The sequence below is a fragment of the Nostoc sp. genome, assembly GCF_036917135.1.
GTDB lineage: Bacteria > Cyanobacteriota > Cyanobacteriia > Cyanobacteriales > Nostocaceae > Nostoc.
In genome coordinates, this window is sequence record NZ_JBALEA010000002.1 from 77,244 (window position 1) to 97,048 (window position 19,805).

General features: G+C 44.2%; 13 protein-coding genes. 7 read left to right on the top strand and 6 right to left on the bottom strand.

Annotated elements, in window-relative coordinates; genetic code table 11:
* The first annotated feature begins 225 nt into the window (after positions 1–225).
* Together pgl and V7K50_RS00380 are read left to right on the top strand one after the other, a co-directional pair.
* Positions 226–948 (top strand): 6-phosphogluconolactonase, encoded by a 723-nt coding sequence (gene pgl / locus V7K50_RS00375; protein WP_334956170.1) that lies wholly within the window; start codon positions 226–228, stop codon positions 946–948.
* Between the two features lie 402 nt (positions 949–1,350).
* Entirely contained in the window at positions 1,351–2,223 is an 873-nt protein-coding gene (locus V7K50_RS00380) for an FHA domain-containing protein (protein ID WP_334956172.1), read from the top strand.
* A 1,088-nt stretch (positions 2,224–3,311) separates the two neighbouring features.
* Here V7K50_RS00380 and V7K50_RS00385 read toward each other — a convergent pair.
* Positions 3,312–5,786 carry a tetratricopeptide repeat protein gene (locus V7K50_RS00385; RefSeq protein WP_334956267.1) on the bottom strand — a complete coding sequence of 825 codons (2,475 nt, stop codon included), beginning with the start codon at positions 5,784–5,786 and terminating at the stop codon, positions 3,312–3,314.
* Positions 5,787–6,233 carry a hypothetical protein gene (locus tag V7K50_RS00390; protein ID WP_334956174.1) on the bottom strand — a complete coding sequence of 149 codons (447 nt, stop codon included), beginning with the start codon at positions 6,231–6,233 and terminating at the stop codon, positions 5,787–5,789.
* A 319-nt stretch (positions 6,234–6,552) separates the two neighbouring features.
* Here V7K50_RS00390 and sat point away from each other — a divergent pair, with 319 nt between their 5' ends.
* The 5 genes from sat (at position 6,553) to ureG (ending at position 12,286) form a co-directional block, all read left to right on the top strand.
* Entirely contained in the window at positions 6,553–7,731 is a 1,179-nt protein-coding gene (gene sat, locus V7K50_RS00395; protein WP_334956176.1) for a sulfate adenylyltransferase, read from the top strand.
* Between the two features lie 371 nt (positions 7,732–8,102).
* The gene (locus tag V7K50_RS00400; protein WP_334956178.1) at positions 8,103–10,292 is read left to right on the top strand and encodes a caspase family protein; all 2,190 of its coding nucleotides are present in this window, start codon (positions 8,103–8,105) and stop codon (positions 10,290–10,292) included.
* Positions 10,293–10,457: 165 nt separating this feature from the next.
* The gene (gene ureE / locus V7K50_RS00405) at positions 10,458–10,901 is read left to right on the top strand and encodes an urease accessory protein UreE (protein WP_334956268.1); all 444 of its coding nucleotides are present in this window, start codon (positions 10,458–10,460) and stop codon (positions 10,899–10,901) included.
* Positions 10,876–11,568, top strand: coding sequence for an urease accessory protein UreF (locus V7K50_RS00410; protein ID WP_334956180.1), 693 nt, complete (start codon positions 10,876–10,878; stop codon positions 11,566–11,568). The genes ureE and V7K50_RS00410 overlap by 26 nt, the downstream gene beginning before the upstream one ends.
* 121 nt (positions 11,569–11,689) lie before the next feature.
* The gene (ureG, locus tag V7K50_RS00415; protein WP_334956182.1) at positions 11,690–12,286 is read left to right on the top strand and encodes an urease accessory protein UreG; all 597 of its coding nucleotides are present in this window, start codon (positions 11,690–11,692) and stop codon (positions 12,284–12,286) included.
* A 305-nt stretch (positions 12,287–12,591) separates the two neighbouring features.
* On the opposite strand, the gene V7K50_RS00420 is transcribed toward ureG, so the two are convergent.
* From V7K50_RS00420 to V7K50_RS00435, 4 genes are all read right to left on the bottom strand, one after another.
* Positions 12,592–14,478 (bottom strand): ABC transporter ATP-binding protein, encoded by a 1,887-nt coding sequence (locus V7K50_RS00420; protein WP_334956184.1) that lies wholly within the window; start codon positions 14,476–14,478, stop codon positions 12,592–12,594.
* Positions 14,479–14,760: 282 nt separating this feature from the next.
* Positions 14,761–16,995 (bottom strand): glycoside hydrolase, encoded by a 2,235-nt coding sequence (locus V7K50_RS00425; protein WP_334956186.1) that lies wholly within the window; start codon positions 16,993–16,995, stop codon positions 14,761–14,763.
* A 78-nt stretch (positions 16,996–17,073) separates the two neighbouring features.
* Positions 17,074–17,304 (bottom strand): NifU family protein, encoded by a 231-nt coding sequence (locus V7K50_RS00430; protein ID WP_012408256.1) that lies wholly within the window; start codon positions 17,302–17,304, stop codon positions 17,074–17,076.
* Between the two features lie 555 nt (positions 17,305–17,859).
* On the bottom strand, positions 17,860–19,644 hold the full coding sequence (locus V7K50_RS00435) for an ATP-binding protein (RefSeq protein WP_334956188.1): 1,785 nt from the start codon (positions 19,642–19,644) through the stop codon (positions 17,860–17,862).
* Positions 19,645–19,805: the final 161 nt, after the last annotated feature.

Consider the following 19,805-nt stretch of genomic DNA (forward strand, 5'->3'; position numbering starts at 1 on the left):
CTTAATCAACAAGGTATCAAGTAACTGGGTGTAAATAAAAATAATCATGAAAGTGGTTGGTAGTTAGTATGACTGACTACTGACAACTTGCCGTTGAAAGTGATAAAGCGCGTCTACATTTTTCCAGCCTACCGAATCCGTGATGTTAAATGTTTCAAAAGTTAAAAAGGGGGATTGTAATAAGTTCGGTATTGTATTGCTGGAAGCTAGCAAGATGATGAAGCCATGAACAAAACCGTTGAAGTTCTATCGGATCAGCCAGCGTTGGTTGCACGAGCGCTAGAATTAATTCTGTCTAAGTTAGAAACTGCCATTGAGCAACGTGGGCAGTTTACCATCGCCTTATCTGGCGGTAGTACACCGAAACCGTTATACGAAGCGATCGCTACTCAAAAACTGCCTTGGGATAAAATTCATGTATTCTGGGGTGATGAGCGTTACGTACCACCGACTCATCCCGATAGCAATGAACTGATGACGCGTCGTGCATGGCTAAATCGTGTTGACATCCCAGCGACTAACGTTCACCCCGTACCAACCTTGGAAAGCAGTCCAGAAGTGGCTGCTGCTAAGTATGAACAACAGATCAAAGAATTTTTCAATTCTTCTGGGGTTGAGTTTCCCGCATTGGATGTAATATTACTAGGAATGGGTGATGATGCACATACCGCATCTTTGTTTCCCCACACAGAGGCTCTCAAAGTACGCGATCGCTTGCTGACTGTGGGTAACAAAGACGGAAACCCTCGGATAAGTTTCACATACCCCTTCATCAACTCTGCTCGTAGCGTGATTTTTCTGGTTGCTGGTGCTAATAAACGACCAGCTTTAGCACAAGTCTTTGCACCCGTAGCCGATGACTTCACTTACCCATCCCGCTTAATTCAGCCCCAAGGGGAACTTTGGTGGCTGTTGGATGCAGCAGCAGGTTTGGAACTTCAACATTAAATAATGGGAACGGGGAATCCCTTCTCTGCGAGACGCTACGCGAACGGCTCCGCTCAGGGCAAGTGGGCATTGGGCATTGATTATTCTCCTTGTCCCCTCTGCTCCCCGCTTTCTGGTGTCTAATTCATCGTTCCATCAGCAGTAATTGCTAGAATCTGAAGTTAGGGCTGCCCTCTGCTTGCCAGTCCTACTATTTTGTCAAGTTGGTTTTGAGGGTTTGTAGTAAGCACTTTAGGGCTTAGAAAGTAAGGACTAAAGTCCTTACCCAACGGGAAAGTTAGTCGCTCATGGGGGAAACCCCCAAGACCGCGCTAACTCACTACGAACTTGCTTACCCATCAATTTAAACTTGACAGACTACTACCTATATTTATGATGATCTTGAACAAAGGCTAAATATTGATGATCGTCTGCCCTAATTGCAATCATCCCAACCCTGATGGCGCTGTCCAGTGTGAAGCTTGCTATACACCGTTACCCGCGACTACTAACTGTCCCAGTTGTGGGGCAACTGTGCAGGCAGATGCTGCATTCTGCGGTCAGTGTGGCTATAACCTCCACTCCGCAGGAGTTCCACACGTTCATACCGCAGTAGCTACAACAGTCACTCCCAATACCCCGGTGGAAGTGCCGCCATTAGTTCCACTCGATCCACTGTTAGAACTTTTACAACCAGATGCTTTGGGAATGGGCAAATCTACTAACTCCCATCCCCCCGAATCATCTTTACCACCAACAGAGGTGACAGTTCCCCCAGAACCAGCGCCAGAGGTATCTGTTGCAGAAAGTAGCCCCCCAGAACCAGCGCCAAACGTCACACCTGAACCTGTAGTCTTTGGACAAAGTATTCCGACTCCACCACCTTTGGAACCAGCGCCAGCCTCTGAAGCCGAAGTACCCCCGCCACCAGCACCAATTGCAACTGCTGCCAGAACGCAATTGCAGCAGGTGACGGCGAAGTTAATCCATGTTCAAACTGATCTGCTAATTGAATTGCCGCAAAATCTCTCTGTGATTCATATTGGGAAGTCCAACGATCGCATTCCCCCAGATATAGATGTTTCAGGATTTCCCAATTCCGAAATTGTCTCGCGGATTCATGCAGATATTCGCGTCGAGGGAGATGCTCATTATGTAGAGGATGTGGGAAGTTCTAATGGCACTTATATTAATAATTTGCCGCTTTTACCAGGGAATCGCCATCGTTTAAGACCAGGCGATCGCATCAGCTTGGGTAAAGGAGACTTAATGACATTCCTCTTTCAATTTGCTTAACTGATTCTCGATCAATTGTGACATCAGTTTAGGCATTTTCTGCCCATCCTCCGCCATCCATTTTGGAGGAGAAACAAAGGAACGGCATCAGACAAGGGACGGATAACTATAGTTCTCGTTTACGTGAGGTACACCCGTAGGGGCACGGCACTGCCGTGCCCCTACATCTCGTGATGTAATGTTGTACCGCATCTGAATGGGAACCGCTATATGTTATTCCCTTTAGATAGTTAACGCGGTGTGCAACTTGCTCTCAAACCTAACCCCCAGCCCCTTCCCTTGTAGGGAAGGGGAGCAAGACTTAAAGCCTCTCTCCGCTTCGGGGAGAGGTTTGGAGAGGGGTTTCAAGAATAAGTTGCACATCGCGTTAGTTAAATGCTGTGTAATAACTCCCCTTGATGGGGAGTATTTTTAACTTTATCCAAAATCCAAAATATAAAATTGCTGGTCATATCATGTCGGTATAAATAGTTATGATTCCCACAGTCATTGCACCCCACCCCCAACCCCTCCCCGCTCTTCGGGAGGGGAGACAAAGCGTAGCTTTGGCGGAGTGGGGTTCTTGGGGTTTAATCAGTAATCAAGCGGACATGATATCAATCAAGCAGATAAACAACTATTAATTTCTTTTATTAACAAAAGGCTCTGTTTTATCAACAAAAACATCCGTTTCATTAACAAAAGGCTCTGTTTCATCAACAAAAGGCTCCGTTTCATCAACAAAAGGCTCCATTTCATCAACAAAAGCATCCGTTTCATCAACAAAAGCATCCGTTTCATCACAAAAACTATAATTTTCGTAATAATCGCTTTTTATGGAATTGCCAAACGCTCAACGGATAACTCGAAAATTGTCTTACACCAAGTTTAATTTTTAATTCAGGTAAAATAACTGTTGACTTTTTACCAGTTGACAAGGTATTATCTAGATAATCCAAAAGGTGCGCGCAGGTATACCCCTTTCTCCAAAGATATTGGTTACTAATTTTTGACTCAGCGAGGCAGCAGTAGAAAAGCAATTAAACCAACAAGAAAACAAAACGCGAATTTTACCCAACGCTGCTGGATAAATTGCATGAATCTCTCTTTTAGGTGGGTGTAGAGTTGATTTCGGCTATGCGACTTTGGGCGTATTCTTGGATTGGTGCATAGTTAATGGTGGTGGCGAGTTCAGCCGCATGAGTTAAGCAATTAATTGCAGCTTCTGAGTCTCCCATGTTTAACTGTGCATTGGCGAGAAATAGCAGATTACGACTTTGATTGTAGATACTGCCAATTTGGATGTAGAGGTTTTGTGCTTGCTGGAGATATTCTAGTCCTTGCTGGGGGTTTTCTTGTAACTTACCCAATTCTTGCAGGATATTGGCTTCCCCCAAGCGTGCGCCGATGTCGCGGTAAAATGACAAAGCGGTTTCGTAGCGTTCTAATGCTTCATCACTGCGTTTGAGGAACTGCAATACATCGCCGATGGCTCTTAATGTATTAGCTTCCCCCAAGCGATCGCCGATGTCGCGGTAAAATGACAAAGCGGTTTCGTAGCGTTGTAATGCTTCATCACGTCGGTCGAGGAACTGCAAAACATCGCCGATAGCTTTTAATGTATTGGCTTCCCCCAAGCGATCGCGGATGTCGCGGTAAAATGACAAAGCGGTTTCGTAGCGTTGTAATGCTTCATCACTGCGTTTGAGGAACTGCAAAACATCGCCGATAGCTTTTAATGTATTGGCTTCCCCCAAGCGATCGCGGATGTCGCGGTAAAATGATAAAGCGGTTTCGTAGCGTTGTAATGCTTCATCACGTCGGTCGAGGAACTGCAAAACATCGCCGATAGCTTTTAATGTATTGGCTTCCCCCAAGCGAGAACCAGTGTCGCGGTAAAATGACAAAGCGGTTTCGTAGCGTTGTAATGCTTGATCACTGCGGTTGAGGAACTGCAAAACATTGCCGATAGCTTGTAATGTATTGGCTTCCCCCAAGCGAGAACCAGTGTCGCGGTAAAATGACAATGCGGTTTCGTAGCGTTGTAATGCTTCATCACGTCGGTCGAGGAACTGCAAAACATCGCCGTACACCTTAAGTAAATCACTGTAGCGTTTTAATTCATCTGGATTTTCTGGCTGTTGCCACTCTTGATCTAAACGCTTATATAATGTCAGACAGGCTGGATAGTAGTAATTTTTTCTTAAAAATTCGTCGCAGTTATCATGATTGTTTTCACGATAATAAACGCTAGAAAAAGCCTGAACATATTCCCCAAGTTCACAGTGATGATGAAAAACTTCTAGATATTCCGCCACCTCATCAAGTTTATCTGTAGATAAAAGTTCCGGTTTCCGGCGTTGTTCGTAATAGGCGATGGCGCATTGATGCGCTTCTGGTGAAGAGGAGTTTTGTAAATAGCTTTGAATTAACGGTTGAAAATAAAACTTCCACACCCCTTGCTGTTTCTTCTCTTGTAACAGAGAACGTTTTGCTAGTTGTCGCAGTTGTATTTCTACCTGACTCTTCACCTCATCTGGAGAAGAAGAGACGAAACCTAACCCCCCAGCCCCCTTCCCTACAAGGGAAGGGGGAGAATTCAAAGCCTCTCTCCTCTTAGGAGAGAGGTTTGGAGAGAGGTTTTCCAAGTCTTGTGATTCTACTTGTTCTTCATCAATGAAGCCAGACATCGCCATTGCTGCTGAACAGTCAAAGGGTAAGCGATACACGCTTAAATACTGCAACAGAGTTTGTAACCTGGGTTCTAAACGCTGAAGACTCGCATCTAAGATTTTAGCAATACTCGCCTCTGGGTCATCTCGGTGCAAGCCTAATATCTCGAAAATATCCTGTTTCAAAACACTAATATTCGCCTCTTCTCCCTCTTCAGCTTTCAGCAACCCCGCCACCAGCTTCAATAACAAAGGATGTCCATCAGCACTCTTGACAAATTCTGCTAAATTTGCATCTGAACCTTGAATTTCTAAAGCTTGTAACAACGCCACCCCTGCATCTGTCAAAAGTCCATCCAGTTTTAACCATTGACTTTGGTTTAGGGTATTGTTTGGTAGCGTTGGTTGTTCGCGGCTAGTCACCAAAATCTTACTTTCACTGCTAGAACCGAACCAACGCAATAAAAATTGATCATAAGCCTGATCTCGCCATTGTCCATCATTGTGCAGCAAAGTTTCTAGGTTATCCAACACCAGCAAATATCGTTCTGTTTGCAAACAATCACAAACCGCAATTAATAAATCTTCTGGTTTTTCCGGCGCTGGTTTCTCCAACTTATCCAATAGCCAGCGTCCCCACACAGCAAAAGGATACGCATCACTAAAAGTTGCCCAAATCCTTTGGGAAAAACTCGCTGCAACTGTTTCACATAATTTAGCAACTAATGCCGACTTTCCATAACCTCCTGTAGCCGTCACACCAATTAGACGCACATTATCTGAATGTAACCATTGCTGCATTTGGTCAAGTTCAGCAGTCCGCCCTTGCCAATAGCTAGTATCTGGATGCAGTGAGTTAATCAGGGGACTGTTGGCATTTGAATTTATCCGTTGCTTTACGGACGACTCCAGTCAACCCTGTGGCGGAGTGCCATAGTAGTGATTTGTATTGCCAAATTGATTAGTGTTGTTATCGCCCGTCTTTGTCTGATAACCAGTGCTATGGTCTTTGTTAATCTGTGTAAGTTGGCTGTTATCTTCCACGCGATGAATATTGATTTCATCAGCAATTTTTTGGACATCTGTGGCAAAGTTGCCGTCAGCTTTCATTACATCCAGGAGATAAACCGCTAATCGCTGTAACGCTTCCTGATTACCTTGTTCAACATCGGTTAAAGCATCCTTAGCGCCAGGATTACCACTGAGTCTTTTCCGAATCGTCTGATACAATTCGTCAATCTTCTTCAGTCCCGTCTCAGTAAACTTCTCACCTAACTTACCTACACTCGACTCAAAGAACTTGCCAAAAGCAACTTTTGCGATCGCTTCTGCTGCTGCTAAAGTAATAAGGCTAACCATATCTTGGTAAATTCCTCAACCAACAACTATATTTTATATTTTGTTCTACGTTTAATTACAGTCTCAAGTATCTAAATTCCACAAATCTTTTAAAACAAACGATAAAGGGAATAACTACAAAGCAATGCCCAAAGTCTTTATCTCTACGTATAGCAGTTATCGTTTACGTGAGGTACACCCGTAGGGGCACGGCATTGCCGTGCCCCTACACCTCGTGATGTAACGTTGTACTGCATCTGAATGGGAACCGCTATACCAGCATTTGGTAAGTTAGTACATAATCTGAAACAATAACAGTAAAAGCAGAGAGGGGATTACATTGAGTCAAAATCCAGATGCTATAGCTCCCCACGGTGGACAGTTGGTTAACCGTATCGCCACACCAGAACAAAGGGCAGAGTTTCTCTCAAAAGCCGAGTTTTTGCCGCGAGTGCAACTTGACGATCGCGCCGTTTCTGATGTAGAAATGATTGCGATCGGTGCTTTTAGCCCGTTGACGGGTTTCATGAACCAGGAAGACTACGATCGCACTGTGACAGAAATGCGACTAGCTAACGGTCTTGTGTGGTCAATCCCCATTACACTATCGGTCAGCGAAGAAGTAGCTTCTCCCCTGAAAGAAGGCGACTTAATCCGTCTGGATAATTCCAGAGGTGAATTTATCGGAGTTTTGCAACTCACCCAAAAATATAACTACGACAAAACCCGCGAAGCAATAAAAGTCTACCGCACTGATGATGTTAATCATCCCGGCGTCCAGGTACTCTATAACCAAGGTACTGTACATCTGGCGGGTGATATTTGGCTACTGGAACGCGAACCTCATCCCCAGTTTCCCACTTACCAAATTGACCCAGTTGCTTCACGGCAACTATTTCAAGACAAGGGTTGGAAAACCATCGTTGGCTTTCAAACTCGTAATCCCATCCACCGCGCCCATGAATATATTCAAAAGTGCGCTTTAGAAATCGTTGATGGTCTATTTTTGCACCCATTAGTCGGGGCGACAAAAGAAGATGATATTGCTGCTGACGTGCGGATGCGCTGCTATGAAATTTTGCTGGAACACTACTACCCCTTAGACAGGGTAACTTTGGCAATAAATCCCGCCGCCATGCGCTATGCGGGACCTCGTGAAGCCATATTCCATGCTTTAGTCCGCAAAAACTACGGCTGTACTCACTTTATCGTCGGACGGGATCATGCTGGCGTTGGTGACTATTACGGCACTTACGATGCTCAGTATATCTTTGAAGAGTTTGCACCAAGTGAATTGGGCATTGTGCCGATGAAATTTGAACACGCTTTTTACTGTATGCGTACTAAGCAGATGGCAACATCTAAAACCAGTCCCAGCAAGCCAGAAGAACGCATTCACCTATCTGGGACAAAAGTTAGGGAAATGCTGCGGCGCGGTGAATTACCCCCACCAGAATTTTCCCGTCCAGAGGTGGCGGCAGAGTTAGCGCGGGCAATGCGGATAGAAGTATCGGTTTAGGGGATTGGGGATTGGGGACTTGTACTGAGTTTCGACTACGCTCAACTACCGCGACTTGTGCCGAGCCTGTCCGAGCGTAGCCGAAGGGCGAAGCCGAGGTAAGCCGAAGTATTGGGGATTGGGCACCTGTACTGAGTTTCGACTACGCTCAACTACCGCGTTCGCGTAGCGTCTCGTAGAGAAGTCCTTGGCGCAGCCTCTCGTAGAGAAGTATTGAGCATTGGTTATTTCTCCCTCATCTCCCTCATCTCCCTCATCTCTCAACTCCTAACTCCCCACACTTTGATCAAGCAAAGACCATCTCTAACTTTACACTACAGAGTTCAGCCCTGTAAGCTGCTAGCTGATGGGCTGAAAACTAATAGCTAATTATGAAACGGCGCACGTTTTTACACAGAATTGGCTCAATACTCGCAGTATTGGGGGTAACTGAAGCTGATTGGTTAACTTTGGGAAATCGCTATTACTATGCTTTGGCAGAACCAAGTACGCGTAAATTGGCATTGCTAATAGGTATTAACCAATACCCACAAATTCCCGCCCTCAGTGGTTGCCTGACGGATGTGGAATTACAAAAAGAACTTTTGATTTATCGCTTTGGTTTCCAAGCTTCAGATATCTTGACTTTAACTGAAGAACAAGCTAGCAGGGAATTCATTGAGGCAGCTTTTTTAGATCACCTGGGCAAGCAAGCTAAAGCCGATGATGTGGTAGTCTTCCACTTTAGCGGCTATGGCAGTCGTGTCAAATTGGAAACATCATCAGAGACAATGCAAAATGCTCTGGTGCCAGCTAATGGAAGTAAATATCCACAAAATAAGCAAATAGTCAACTATATATTAGAAGAAACTCTGCTGTTATTATTGCGATCGCTCCCCACAAACCGAGTAACAGCAGTATTGGATACTAGTTATTATCCGCCAAGCCCAATATTAGGATTAAAAAGTCGCACCCTTCAGGAATCAGTAGAAGCAAAGTTAGCAGCTGAGGAACTCGACTTTTTCCAACAACTTAAAACTCAGGAGTTACTCAACAATCCTGTCGTCTTAGCAGCTACCTCAAATCCCAAGCAGTTGGCGAGAGAAGGACTCTTTTCTGGTTTTAGTGCCGGGTTATTTACCTACGCATTGACACAGTATTTGTGGGAATTCACCCCAGCCACGACAATTCAAGTCGCCCTTTCCCATGTTGAAAATTCTCTATGGAAATTGGGTAGTAAACAGCAGCCAGTGTTATTAAGTAGTCAGAAAAATCAACATCTGGAAAACCTCTCTCCTCAGATGAGAGAGCCTTTGAATTCTCCCCCTTCCCTACTAGGGAAGGGGGCTGGGGGGTTAGGTTTCGCCTTGGCTTTTCCAGACAGCACCATTGGTGCAGAAGGGGTGGTGACAGCTATTGAAGATGACGGCAAAACAGTCCATCTGTGGTTGGCAGGATTACCCCCACAAGTGCTGCTATACTATGGAGTTAATTCTCGATTGACGCTGGCAACAAGAGAAGAATTAGTATTGCGATCGCGGACTGGGTTAACAGCAAAAGCGCAAATTGCCAAAATTGAAGGTGCAAATTCCCTACAAGTTGGGCAACTCGTCCAAGAAGCAGTCCGGGTTTTACCCCGAAATGTTAATTTAACAATAGCTTTGGATACTGGATTAGAAAGAATTGAGCGGGTAGACGCCACAAGTGCCTTTGCGGGATTTTCCCGGATGTCCACCGTAGTAGCAGGAGAAAAACCAGCAGATTATCTATTTGGTAAGCTACAAGAAATTCCTAGTCGTTATGGTGTATTTTCTCTTGGTGGCGAGCTAATTCCCAATACCACGGGTGAAGTAGGAGAAGCAGTAAAATTAACAGTGCAAAGGTTAGCGCCAAAATTATCAACTTTGTTAGCAGCCAAGTTATGGCGACTCACAGAAAATCAAGGTTCTTCTGGCTTGGCTCTCAAAGTAACCTTAGAAATAATTAGTGACGTATCGCCTCACGTCGTCATGCAGCGCGAAACAGTCCGAACTTCCAAAACTGAAACTTCGATCAAAAAATCCCTCCCCACTCCCATAGTGCCTATCGGTAGTCGAATGCAATATCGAGTGGAAAACCAGAGCGATCGCCCAGTATATTTAATCTTGGTGGGATTAAACAATAATCATACAGCGATCGCCTTCTACCCTTGGGAAACCCCTCAAGAACCAAATACTGCCGACACCAAGCCCCTGCTGAAAGAAGTCGTCATCGCTCCAGGTGAAACCCTCACCTTCCCCCAAACTAATGCTGTTTCCCAATGGGTAATTTCCGGGCCAGCTTCTGAGTGCGAACACCAACTGATTTTTAGTACCGCCCCCTTTAGCGGAACTCTCGCCGCCTTGAACACTGCTAAGTATTCCACAGCCGAAGAAGGGCCGATTAGCCCATTGTTGAATTCCTTAGAAGTTGCACAAGCCTTGCTACAAGATATACATAATGCTAGCCCCCTCAAAACGGAGATGAACGGCACAGCAGTCGAGTCATATATATTGGATGTGAATAATTGGGCAAGTCTTAGCTTTAGTTTTCAAGTAGTGTAGGCTAAGAGGATGTTTTAAAAGTCCTCTGCTCGGTAGCAAATACTTTGGGATGCTTCCCTAAATCCCCAAAGATGATGAGGTGAAACTAGTTTACTGGCAAGAGAGCATGATTTAATACAGATCCAACTGCTTTAATGAAAAGTGGAAGTTCAGGCGAAACTTTGGATGCTGACATTTACCCAACTTAAACCACCTAATCAAGATGCCACGGTGACTTTGACTCTGGCGCTGACAGCAGAAGAACGCACCCGCAGTCGTCATCGCTTTGAAGTAGATGGTAAGGTTGTGTTTTTACATTTACCTAGAGGAACTGTCTTACACGATGGCGATATTCTGCAAGAAGAAACCCATAGCAGTTTAATCAGAATTACTGCCAAACCAGAACTAGTGCTGACTGCCTTTGCCCAAGCTCCACTATTATTATTACGGGCGGCGTACCATCTAGGAAATCGCCATATACCTGTGGAAATTACTCCCACTTATTTACGTTTGTCCTCAGATTCAGTTTTACGCACGATGTTGGAACAATTGGGGTTAGAAGTTCAAGAGGAAATTTTACCGTTTCAGCCAGAACTGGGAGCTTATGGACAACACCATCATGCTCAGTGATAGCCATCTTTTGAGTATTTTACAACTGGCTAGCCCCGCTTTACCTGTGGGAGCATATAGTTATTCTGAAGGCTTAGAAATGTTGGTAGAAAATGGTACGATCGCTAACCAGATACATCTCAAACATTGGCTAGAAGCAGAGTTGCTCTACGGGGCAATTCGGTTAGAGGCGGCGGTGATGGTACGATCGCAGCAAGCAGTAAAAATAGGTGATGTTGATTCGCTATGCCGTTGGAATCTGTGGTTATCGGCTGCTAGGGAAACAGAAGAATTACGCGCCTCTAGTTGGCAGATGGGGCGATCGCTCATCCAATTACTTGGTAAACTAGATGCACAGATTCTGCCTATTGTCAATTCTATCGGTAATCCTTGCAATTATGCGATCGCTTTTGGGATTGCTATTGCCCATTGGCAAATCAGCATTAAAGCCGCATTACTGGGATATCTGCATAGTTGGGCAAGTAATTTGATTACTGCTGGTGTGAAACTTATTCCCCTTGGACAAACAGCAGGACAGCAGTTATTGCTAGATTTGCAACCATTATTTAGTACTGCGGCATTAGAAATTCTCGCGTTGGAGGATGATCAACTCGTCTGTTGTAGTTGGGGTTTGTCACTGGCGAGTATGCAGCATGAAACGCAGTATACAAGGTTGTTTAGGAGTTAGGGGCAAAAGAATTTTAGATTTTAAATTTTGGATTTTGGATTGAACAATCTACAATCTACAATCTACAATCTACAATCTACAATCTAAAATCTAAAATCCAAAATCCAAAATGGTATGACTTATGAATGCATTTAGAGTGGGGGTTGCTGGCCCGGTGGGTTCGGGGAAGACGGCTTTGGTGGATGCTTTGTGTAAGGGGTTGCGTGAGCAATATCAGATTGCGGTGGTGACGAATGATATTTATACTCAGGAGGATGCTCAGTTTTTAGTGCGTTCTCAGGCGTTGGCTAGCGATCGCATTTTGGGTGTCGAAACTGGTGGTTGTCCTCACACTGCCATCCGCGAAGATGCTTCGATGAATTTGGCAGCAATTGAACAATTAGAAGAACGTTTTATTGATTTGAATTTAGTCTTTTTGGAAAGTGGCGGCGATAATTTGGCTGCTACTTTTAGTCCCGAATTAGTAGATTTAACTATTTACGTCATTGATGTTGCAGCAGGTGATAAAATTCCCCGCAAAGGTGGTCCCGGCATTACTAAGTCTGATTTGTTGGTGATTAACAAAACTGACTTAGCACCCTATGTTGGTGCAGATTTAAGTGTGATGGAACGAGACGCAAAAAAAATGCGCGGCGAGAAACCTTTTATTTTTACTAATTTAAAAACTCAGTCTGGACTTGCAGATGTAATTAACTTTGTTTGTACAAATATCTGTTAAAGAAGAATTCAGAAGTCAGAATGGGCTAAACGCCCCGCTATCGCTAACAGGAGTCAGAATAAAGACAAATAAATAGACCAGGACTTACGCAAAATCATGAAAAAACGAACCGCAAAGGACGCAAAGGACACAAAGGAATAGGAGTTTCAGAGAGCTTTTGCGTAAGTCCTATAGACATAGGAGTGAAAATGACGTAGGGACAATTCATGAATTCTCCCTACCAAGGATTTCGAGCAACGCAGAATTAATTTTCCCAGATGTCTTGTACAGAATTAATGCTGAATTCTGACTCCTGAATTCTGTTTCTATAAAGCCCTCAGATGCCGACTTCGCACACGTTCGGCACTACCAGTAGGAATTGCAGCAATTAATTTTTGCGTGTATTCCTCTTTGGGTTCCAGGTAAATGCTTTCAGCTGTCCCTTGTTCAACAATTTGACCGCGATTCATAACTAAAATGCGATCGCTCATAAATTTAACCACACTTAAATCGTGAGAAATAAAAATATAAGTAAGCTGAAACTCTGACTGTAACTCTTTGAGGAGATTTAATACCTGCGCCTGTACTGAAACATCCAGCGCTGAAACTGATTCATCGCAGATGATAAACTTAGGATTTAATGCCAGAGAACGGGCTATACAAATCCGTTGGCGTTGACCACCAGAAAACTGATGAGGATAGCGGTTAATCGCATCTGCACTCAACCCTACCCGTTCTAAAAGTTCAACTACTCGCTGGTGTCGTTGTTGCTTGGTCTTACCAACAGCGTGAATTAACAACGGTTCCATCACCGCGTCCCCAACCTTCATTCGTGGATCTAGTGAACTGAAAGGGTTTTGGAAGACTATTTGCATTTCTCGCCGCAGTTTTTGCAACGCTTCTCCTTTGAGGCTAGTAATATCTTGTTTCTCAAAGATAATCTGACCACTCATCGGTTCAATTAATCGCAACAAGGTTCTGCCAAGGGTGGTTTTACCACAACCAGATTCTCCCACTAAACCTAGTGTTTCTCCTGGTTTGACATCAAAGGAAACGCCATTAACAGCCATATTGTAGCGTTTTGTTCCACCAAATACCCCGCGCACTGGAAAACCAACTTTCAGATTGCTGATTTGCAACAGGGGTTCCAATTCATTAAAGTTTGCCAATCTTGCAGCAATCTCTTCAGTGGTGACTTCTATGGGTTGTGCGGGTTCTTTCGCCTGAATTATTACTTGTCCCGTTGGTGTCTCTTCTACACTCATGTAGTCGGAAACGGTGAGTAATTTTTGGGGACGGTGGTCAAGTGAGGGACGACAAGCGATCAAACCCTTAGTATATGGATGCTGGGGATTGCTGAAAATTTGCCGAGAAGCACCAGATTCGACAACTTTGCCTTTATACATCACGGCTACTTCGTCAGCAATTTCCGAAATTAGCCCCAAGTCGTGGGTGATGAAAATCATTGCCATATCACGACTTTGTTGTAATTCTCGAATTAACTCTAAAATTGTGGCTTGTACCGTCACATCCAAAGCTGTGGTTGGTTCATCGGCAATTAAGATTAATGGGTTGCAAGAAATTGCCATTGCAATCATCACCCGTTGCAACTGACCCCCAGAAAGCTGATGGGGGTAACGTTCTAGCATGGCTTCTTTGTGTTCTTTAACCAACTGTGGCAACTTTGATGCATCTAGTTTCGAGGAATTGCTGTTGGTTTGATCCCAAGTTTCGATATACTGCTGCTGGATCTCTTCATCGCTAGCTAGAAGCTTTACTTCTTGTAAACCTGCGATCGCAATTTGTCGTGCTTGGGCTGCTGACACATTTTGATGGCGCATAATTGCTTCTGTTAGCTGAAACCCGATGTTATAAACCGGATTGAGCGAACTCATCGGTTCTTGAAAAATCATGGCGATGTCGCCACCCCGATGTAACTGCATTTGCTCAGGAGGCAATTTTACCAAATCAATGGCGTTACCATTCTCCTGCGGGCGAAACCAGATTTCACCGCCAGTCACTATACCGGGAGTTTGCAACAAACCCATCACAGCTAGTGCTGTCACTGATTTACCACTCCCCGATTCTCCTACTATTCCTAGAGTCTCACCTCGATGCAGCGCAAAGGAAATACCATCTAAAGCTCTGACGCTATTGCCATCACTGGGAAATTCAACTTGTATATTGCGAACCTCTAGGACAGTTTCTCTCATAGGAGTTTGGTATGAATCTTAACTTAAAATTATTTGGATTTTAACAATACACCCATTTTCGATGTAGAACTGCCCGTAATTTCTACAAATTTCGCTGGCTGGAAACGATGTTTTAAAGGAGTTTGAGCTTAAGTTTACACCAATGAGCAATGCTCTTTAACCCTACAACTATTATGTGCTTTTCAAAAATCTTTGCAACAGATAAATCGGCTTGAGGGGCGTACATCTATACGCCCCTAATAGGTATTTCGTGAAATGGTATAACCCCAAAAATATTAAGTTCTAAGGCACCTCAATCGGAATCAAAGCATTTTCTGGCAAGTAGTTGCAAAAACGCCCTTCATCTGCAAGCACCAAAATCAGACGTAGGGGATAATCTGGCGGAACTTGCAAATCTGCCCACGGTACTGCCAACTCTAAACAATTATTTAAAGCTACTTGAGCGCGACTGAAACGGGGATGCCATTGATAATTGTCTCCAGCTTCCCGAAACTGAATCGATTGTGTCAGTAAATTAACTTCAAGAAGATGGTGGAAAAGATAATTCATTGGGGCTGTATCTGGTACATCTGCCAAGGGAACTGGGCTATTAACCATTGTTTTTTCTGGATAAAACCACAGCAAATTTAACTCTGTTGGCAAATCCTGTCCTGGTGCAGCACCACTTTTAAAGTCCAGCCGCAAATAGAAATTCAGGTGATCCACCCCATACCAAAGTCGCTGGATGACACTGCTATTGTGCATCGTTCCCCGCGCCCCACCAATTTCTATGCGTCCAGCTTTGTCCCAATCTTGCTCGTCACCCTTACCATCAATGACGGGATGAATAAATCCTTGTGGGGTTTGGTTTGTCTGTGCTTCGTGGATCTCCACTGGTTGCTTGAGATAGGGCGGTATAGGTTCGTTTAATGCCTTATAAATCCCAAACAGGTGTTCTCGAAATAACTGGTCAAAAATGGCATCTTGATTTGAGGAGTGTCCTGCACCAAACCACCAAAACCAGTCTGAACCCTCTGCGGCATACAATGCTTCCCATGCTTCTGGGTTGTTTTCTTCCGTCGCTTCGGGATGACTTGCCAACAGATTCCTGGCTTCTGTCAAGTAATCCCAAGCACGATTTTTGGCGCGATCGCCGATCCAGGTGGTGAAACTGCCATCCACCCAAGAACCACTATGTAGTTGCCCTCCAGGAATGGTGGCCGTGGCGGGGAATTCTTCCAGAAATTCGGAGACGGTGACGAGTTTAAGGCGGGGTTCATCGCTCAAACTTTGATACAAAGCTTCTAAAAAGGGTTTGCCATCTTCGGGATAAAATTCCCAGCAATTCTCGCCATCTAAGGCAATGGTAACTAGCCAAGGTTGCTCGCTTTGACTATCTCTTTGCATTTTAGCGATCGCTTGCAAATGACCCACTAAGTCTGCTGCTGCCTTTTTTGCTGGCATCGCACTATAAGTAAAGCCAATCAAATCTGATAATCTGTGGTCACGAAACACAATTGACAAATCACCCTCTGCGGTTTGCAGGCGATATGGTTGGTACAACAATTCTGGTTGCTGTACATTCCCTGCCCCATCCCGATGAAAAAAGTGTTTTAGCGTCCACCCTAACACGGCTTCATCTGAGCATATCCACTTAAAGCCTTGGTTAATAATGTGTGGAAGTACCGCCGGACTAACTGACTGTTCCGAAGGCCATAAACCACGAGGGATCTGTCCAAAGCGGTCTTGATAAAAGTTCCAAGCTTTCCGCAAGTGACGGGGAATGTCTTCTGCCCACTGAAATCTCTGGTTAGGTAGCGTCATATTGGGCACAGCTACCCGCCCAGAGTTAGTATCAGCTAATAAGGGCAAAATCGGGTGAGTGTAAGGCGTAGTGGTAACTTCTAACTGCCCCGCCTCCTGCATTTTTCGATGTTGGGGGATAATCCGGCTGAGGATTTCTCGCTGTTTGGAATAAATGCGCTGGCGATCGCTTAAAGTAAAATTTCGACCCTGTTTTAACCAAGTAGCAATTTCCGGGTCATCCCAAAACAACGGATCGATCCAAGCCAAATTGTGCCAAGCTAGCAAATCTCCATAATCTGGCAGTTCCCAATTTGCCAAACACCAAGCTTGTCCTTTTTCCTGCCTTTGCTGATATAACTCAGAATAGCGGGGATGAGGGTCAATCAGGGTATGGTGATTGGCATCGAAAAAGTGTTGGATAATAAACTCACGCTGTTGCTGGGTGAGTTGTTCATCTGGTGTCAAGCTGGCTGTGAGATAAGGGTCAAAAGCAGTGCCAGCAACATAATCTTCCAGTTGCAATATCAGCGATGGAACTAAATTCACCGTTTGGTGTAACTTAGGATAGCGCTCTAAGAGCAATACCAAATCCAAATAATCTTTAGTCCCATGCAAACGCACCCAAGGTAGACGGTAGTGCTGACTCGAAGATAGCGAAACCTCACTACCAGGAGATTTGTACAGTGGCTGATGTTGATGCCAGATAAAAGCAATGTACAGAGGATGGGACATAGAAATAGTTAGGAGTTAAGAATGAGGAGTTAGGAGTTGATTCAAAACTCATAACTCCTAACTCCTAACTCCTAACTTTTACACGACTTGCTCAATTTCTGCAATTTCGGGAATCATTTCCTTCAGGCGGCGCTCAATACCCATTCTCAGGGTCATTGCCGAACTGGGGCAGGAACCACAAGCACCTTGCAACCGCAGTTTTACCACAGGCCCATCAAGTTCTACGAGTTCCACATTGCCGCCATCAGACATGAGATAAGGGCGCATTTCATCTAAGACTGTTTCAACGTTGTCAATTGTAAGTTCCATAGTTTTAGACCTGCTAAGTTAGTGACGGGCATTGGGAATGGGGCATTGGGCATTGGGCATTGGGCATTGAATAATAATCATTCCTGTGCCAGACGCGCCGTTACTCATTAACCATTATCCAAAATTTTATTTTCCAGCTTTGTTAAATCGATCCTAAATCTAATTGCCGCTAGATTGTCAGATGTCAGTTTTTAATGACTTTTGACTAAACCGCTACTGGTTTGAGCAACTTGATATTAGATTAACTAAACAAAGTTTTCGTGTGAGCCTCCTACTTCACTCTAGCCTTTAGGTTCGGCTTTGCAGTCCGACTAAAGGCAGGATTTAACGCTCGTAAGTACATATCCGTAAAAAGAGGTTAATTAAATATCAATTTTTCGTAGGTTGAGTAGAGCAGAGCAAAAGCCAACATTTAGGCGTTTTTTATGTTTTCTTCTTTAACCGAATCTATAATTATACAACTCTGTGGGCCAGAAACAGAATTTTTCCCAGTCTCCAATGTCCAATTTAGTTATTAAAGGAAAAATCTAAATCTAAAATCCTTCGATTGAACGCCTAACTCCTAACTCCTAACTCCGTACTGTTTGTTGAGTCGCTATCGCCAGATAAAAGCATGACTGGTTGTTGATATAGTGGCACTGTAAATGTGACTGTTGAGCCAAGTCCTTCACCCAGACTATAAAAATGTACCTCGCCGCCCATTGCCTCTACTAGCTTCTGGGATATTGCTAGTCCTAAACCTGTACCGCCGTACTGACGAGTGCGGGAGCCATCCACCTGAGAAAATAATTGAAACAGTTTATCTTGTTTATCTAAAGAAACACCTATACCAGTGTCTGCCACACGTACTTTCACCATTCCCGGAAATTCCTGACCTTGAAAGTTCGGCTTCGCTTTTTTGAGTACTAAATCGGCGCTGACGGTGACACCGCCCTCATGGGTAAATTTGATGGCATTACCTAGCAAATTGAGCATAACTTGTAGCAAGCCTTGGTAGTTGCTTTGGACAATGATTTCATCAGAGGTAGCAGGCATTTGCATCCGAAAGCTGAGGTTTTTCGTTTCTGCTTGGGGACGCATGAAACTTTCTACAGCACTGAATAGCTCATTGAGCTTGACTGGAGCGTAAGCTAGCTCCATTTTGCCAGCTTCGATTTTGGCAATGTCCAAAATGTCGTTGATGATATTCAGCAGATGTATCGATAAGTTGTGAGCTTCTGCCAAAAATTGGTTTTGTTCTTCTGGGTCATCTGCCATCCCTTCCAAAATCAGCTTCAAGAAGCCAATCATGCCATTGAGGGGGGTACGAATTTCATGGGATACATTAGCCAGAAACTCGCTTTTGAGACGGGAAGCTTCTTCGGCTTTTTGACGCGCTGCTTCTAATTCTTTATATAAAGTAGCATGAGCGATCGCAGTTCCCAACTGATCTGCTGCTTCTTTTGCCAGTTCTAATTCCGATTCTGTTAATGTGTAGCATTCATCCTGCCAATTCAAGGCAATCAATCCATTGGCTTGGTCTTGATAGCAAGTCGCAACTACCAAAGTTTTCTCCCGTCCAGACCCCATATATCCAGGCACTTCCATTACAACTGGTTGTAGGGTTGCCAAGGCTTGAGCAAAGGCAGGCTCAGAAGCTATATCTATGTCTGAGCCAAGCACTGATTTCAGTTCTGGCTGATGATACTCAGCCATCACTTTCACTTTTGAGCTACAGGGTTGATCGGGACGACAAATAACGCAGCGCTCTAGCCGCAGTGCTTTGCCCAAACTGTCAACTGTTTGCTGCCAAATAATATCTAAATCCAATGTCCGGCGAATATTTCTGGTAATGCGATTTACCAGTTTTTGGTGTTGCTGCGATCTGATTGCCAACTCTATTTGTGTGGGCGTTTTTGATGCTACACGCACTTGTTTTTTGTTGAGTGTCGCTTGCACTAAACGTCCCATCACTAAAACTGTAGTGGCACTGGTTCCCAAACTTGGCATAATCGGACTAATTACTAAGTCCAACTCAAATAATTCCTGGTGGTAACTAAACCAACACTGAAACCTTTCTGGCACCAAACTTGTCAAAATTCGGTGCAATCGTTCCAAATAAGTAACCTTATCCACCGGGGCAAAGGTTTGGGTCTGGTTCAGTTCATCAACTATTTTTTCAGTATTTAACCCCAGGAGTTCGCTGTACTGCCAATAAAAGGTCAGATAGCACCCTGCCCCATCTTGCATATACACCAACTCGGCTCCTAGAGTTGGTAATGAGCCATCAGTCTTACTGGTAATAGATTCCAGCTTTTGGGAAAATACATTCGTCAATTGGGAATTGGCAGTAATAGTCATTAATTGAGTTGGATAGACAAAGGGTGTCCGACCGTAATTTTACTAAAGCCGCTCAAATTTACACATAAATTTTTACAGCTTTTTTGTGTTTTATTTGTTAATTCTTCGTGTTCTGAAATCCAAATTGTCAAACGTTACTTTTTTGAACTTGCATTGACAGC

What these genes read in the sequence shown, in the direction of transcription:
- pgl (WP_334956170.1), top strand. Translation starts at nt 226, where the DNA reads ATGAACAAAACCGTTGAAGTTCTATCGGATCAGCCAGCGTTGGTTGCA.
- V7K50_RS00380 (WP_334956172.1), top strand. Translation starts at nt 1,351, where the DNA reads ATGATCGTCTGCCCTAATTGCAATCATCCCAACCCTGATGGCGCTGTC.
- V7K50_RS00390 (WP_334956174.1), bottom strand. Translation starts at nt 6,233, where the DNA reads ATGGTTAGCCTTATTACTTTAGCAGCAGCAGAAGCGATCGCAAAAGTT.
- V7K50_RS00400 (WP_334956178.1), top strand. Translation starts at nt 8,103, where the DNA reads ATGAAACGGCGCACGTTTTTACACAGAATTGGCTCAATACTCGCAGTA.
- ureE (WP_334956268.1), top strand. Translation starts at nt 10,458, where the DNA reads ATGCTGACATTTACCCAACTTAAACCACCTAATCAAGATGCCACGGTG.
- V7K50_RS00410 (WP_334956180.1), top strand. Translation starts at nt 10,876, where the DNA reads ATGGACAACACCATCATGCTCAGTGATAGCCATCTTTTGAGTATTTTA.
- ureG (WP_334956182.1), top strand. Translation starts at nt 11,690, where the DNA reads ATGAATGCATTTAGAGTGGGGGTTGCTGGCCCGGTGGGTTCGGGGAAG.
- V7K50_RS00420 (WP_334956184.1), bottom strand. Translation starts at nt 14,478, where the DNA reads ATGAGAGAAACTGTCCTAGAGGTTCGCAATATACAAGTTGAATTTCCC.
- V7K50_RS00425 (WP_334956186.1), bottom strand. Translation starts at nt 16,995, where the DNA reads ATGTCCCATCCTCTGTACATTGCTTTTATCTGGCATCAACATCAGCCA.
- V7K50_RS00430 (WP_012408256.1), bottom strand. Translation starts at nt 17,304, where the DNA reads ATGGAACTTACAATTGACAACGTTGAAACAGTCTTAGATGAAATGCGC.
- V7K50_RS00435 (WP_334956188.1), bottom strand. Translation starts at nt 19,644, where the DNA reads ATGACTATTACTGCCAATTCCCAATTGACGAATGTATTTTCCCAAAAG.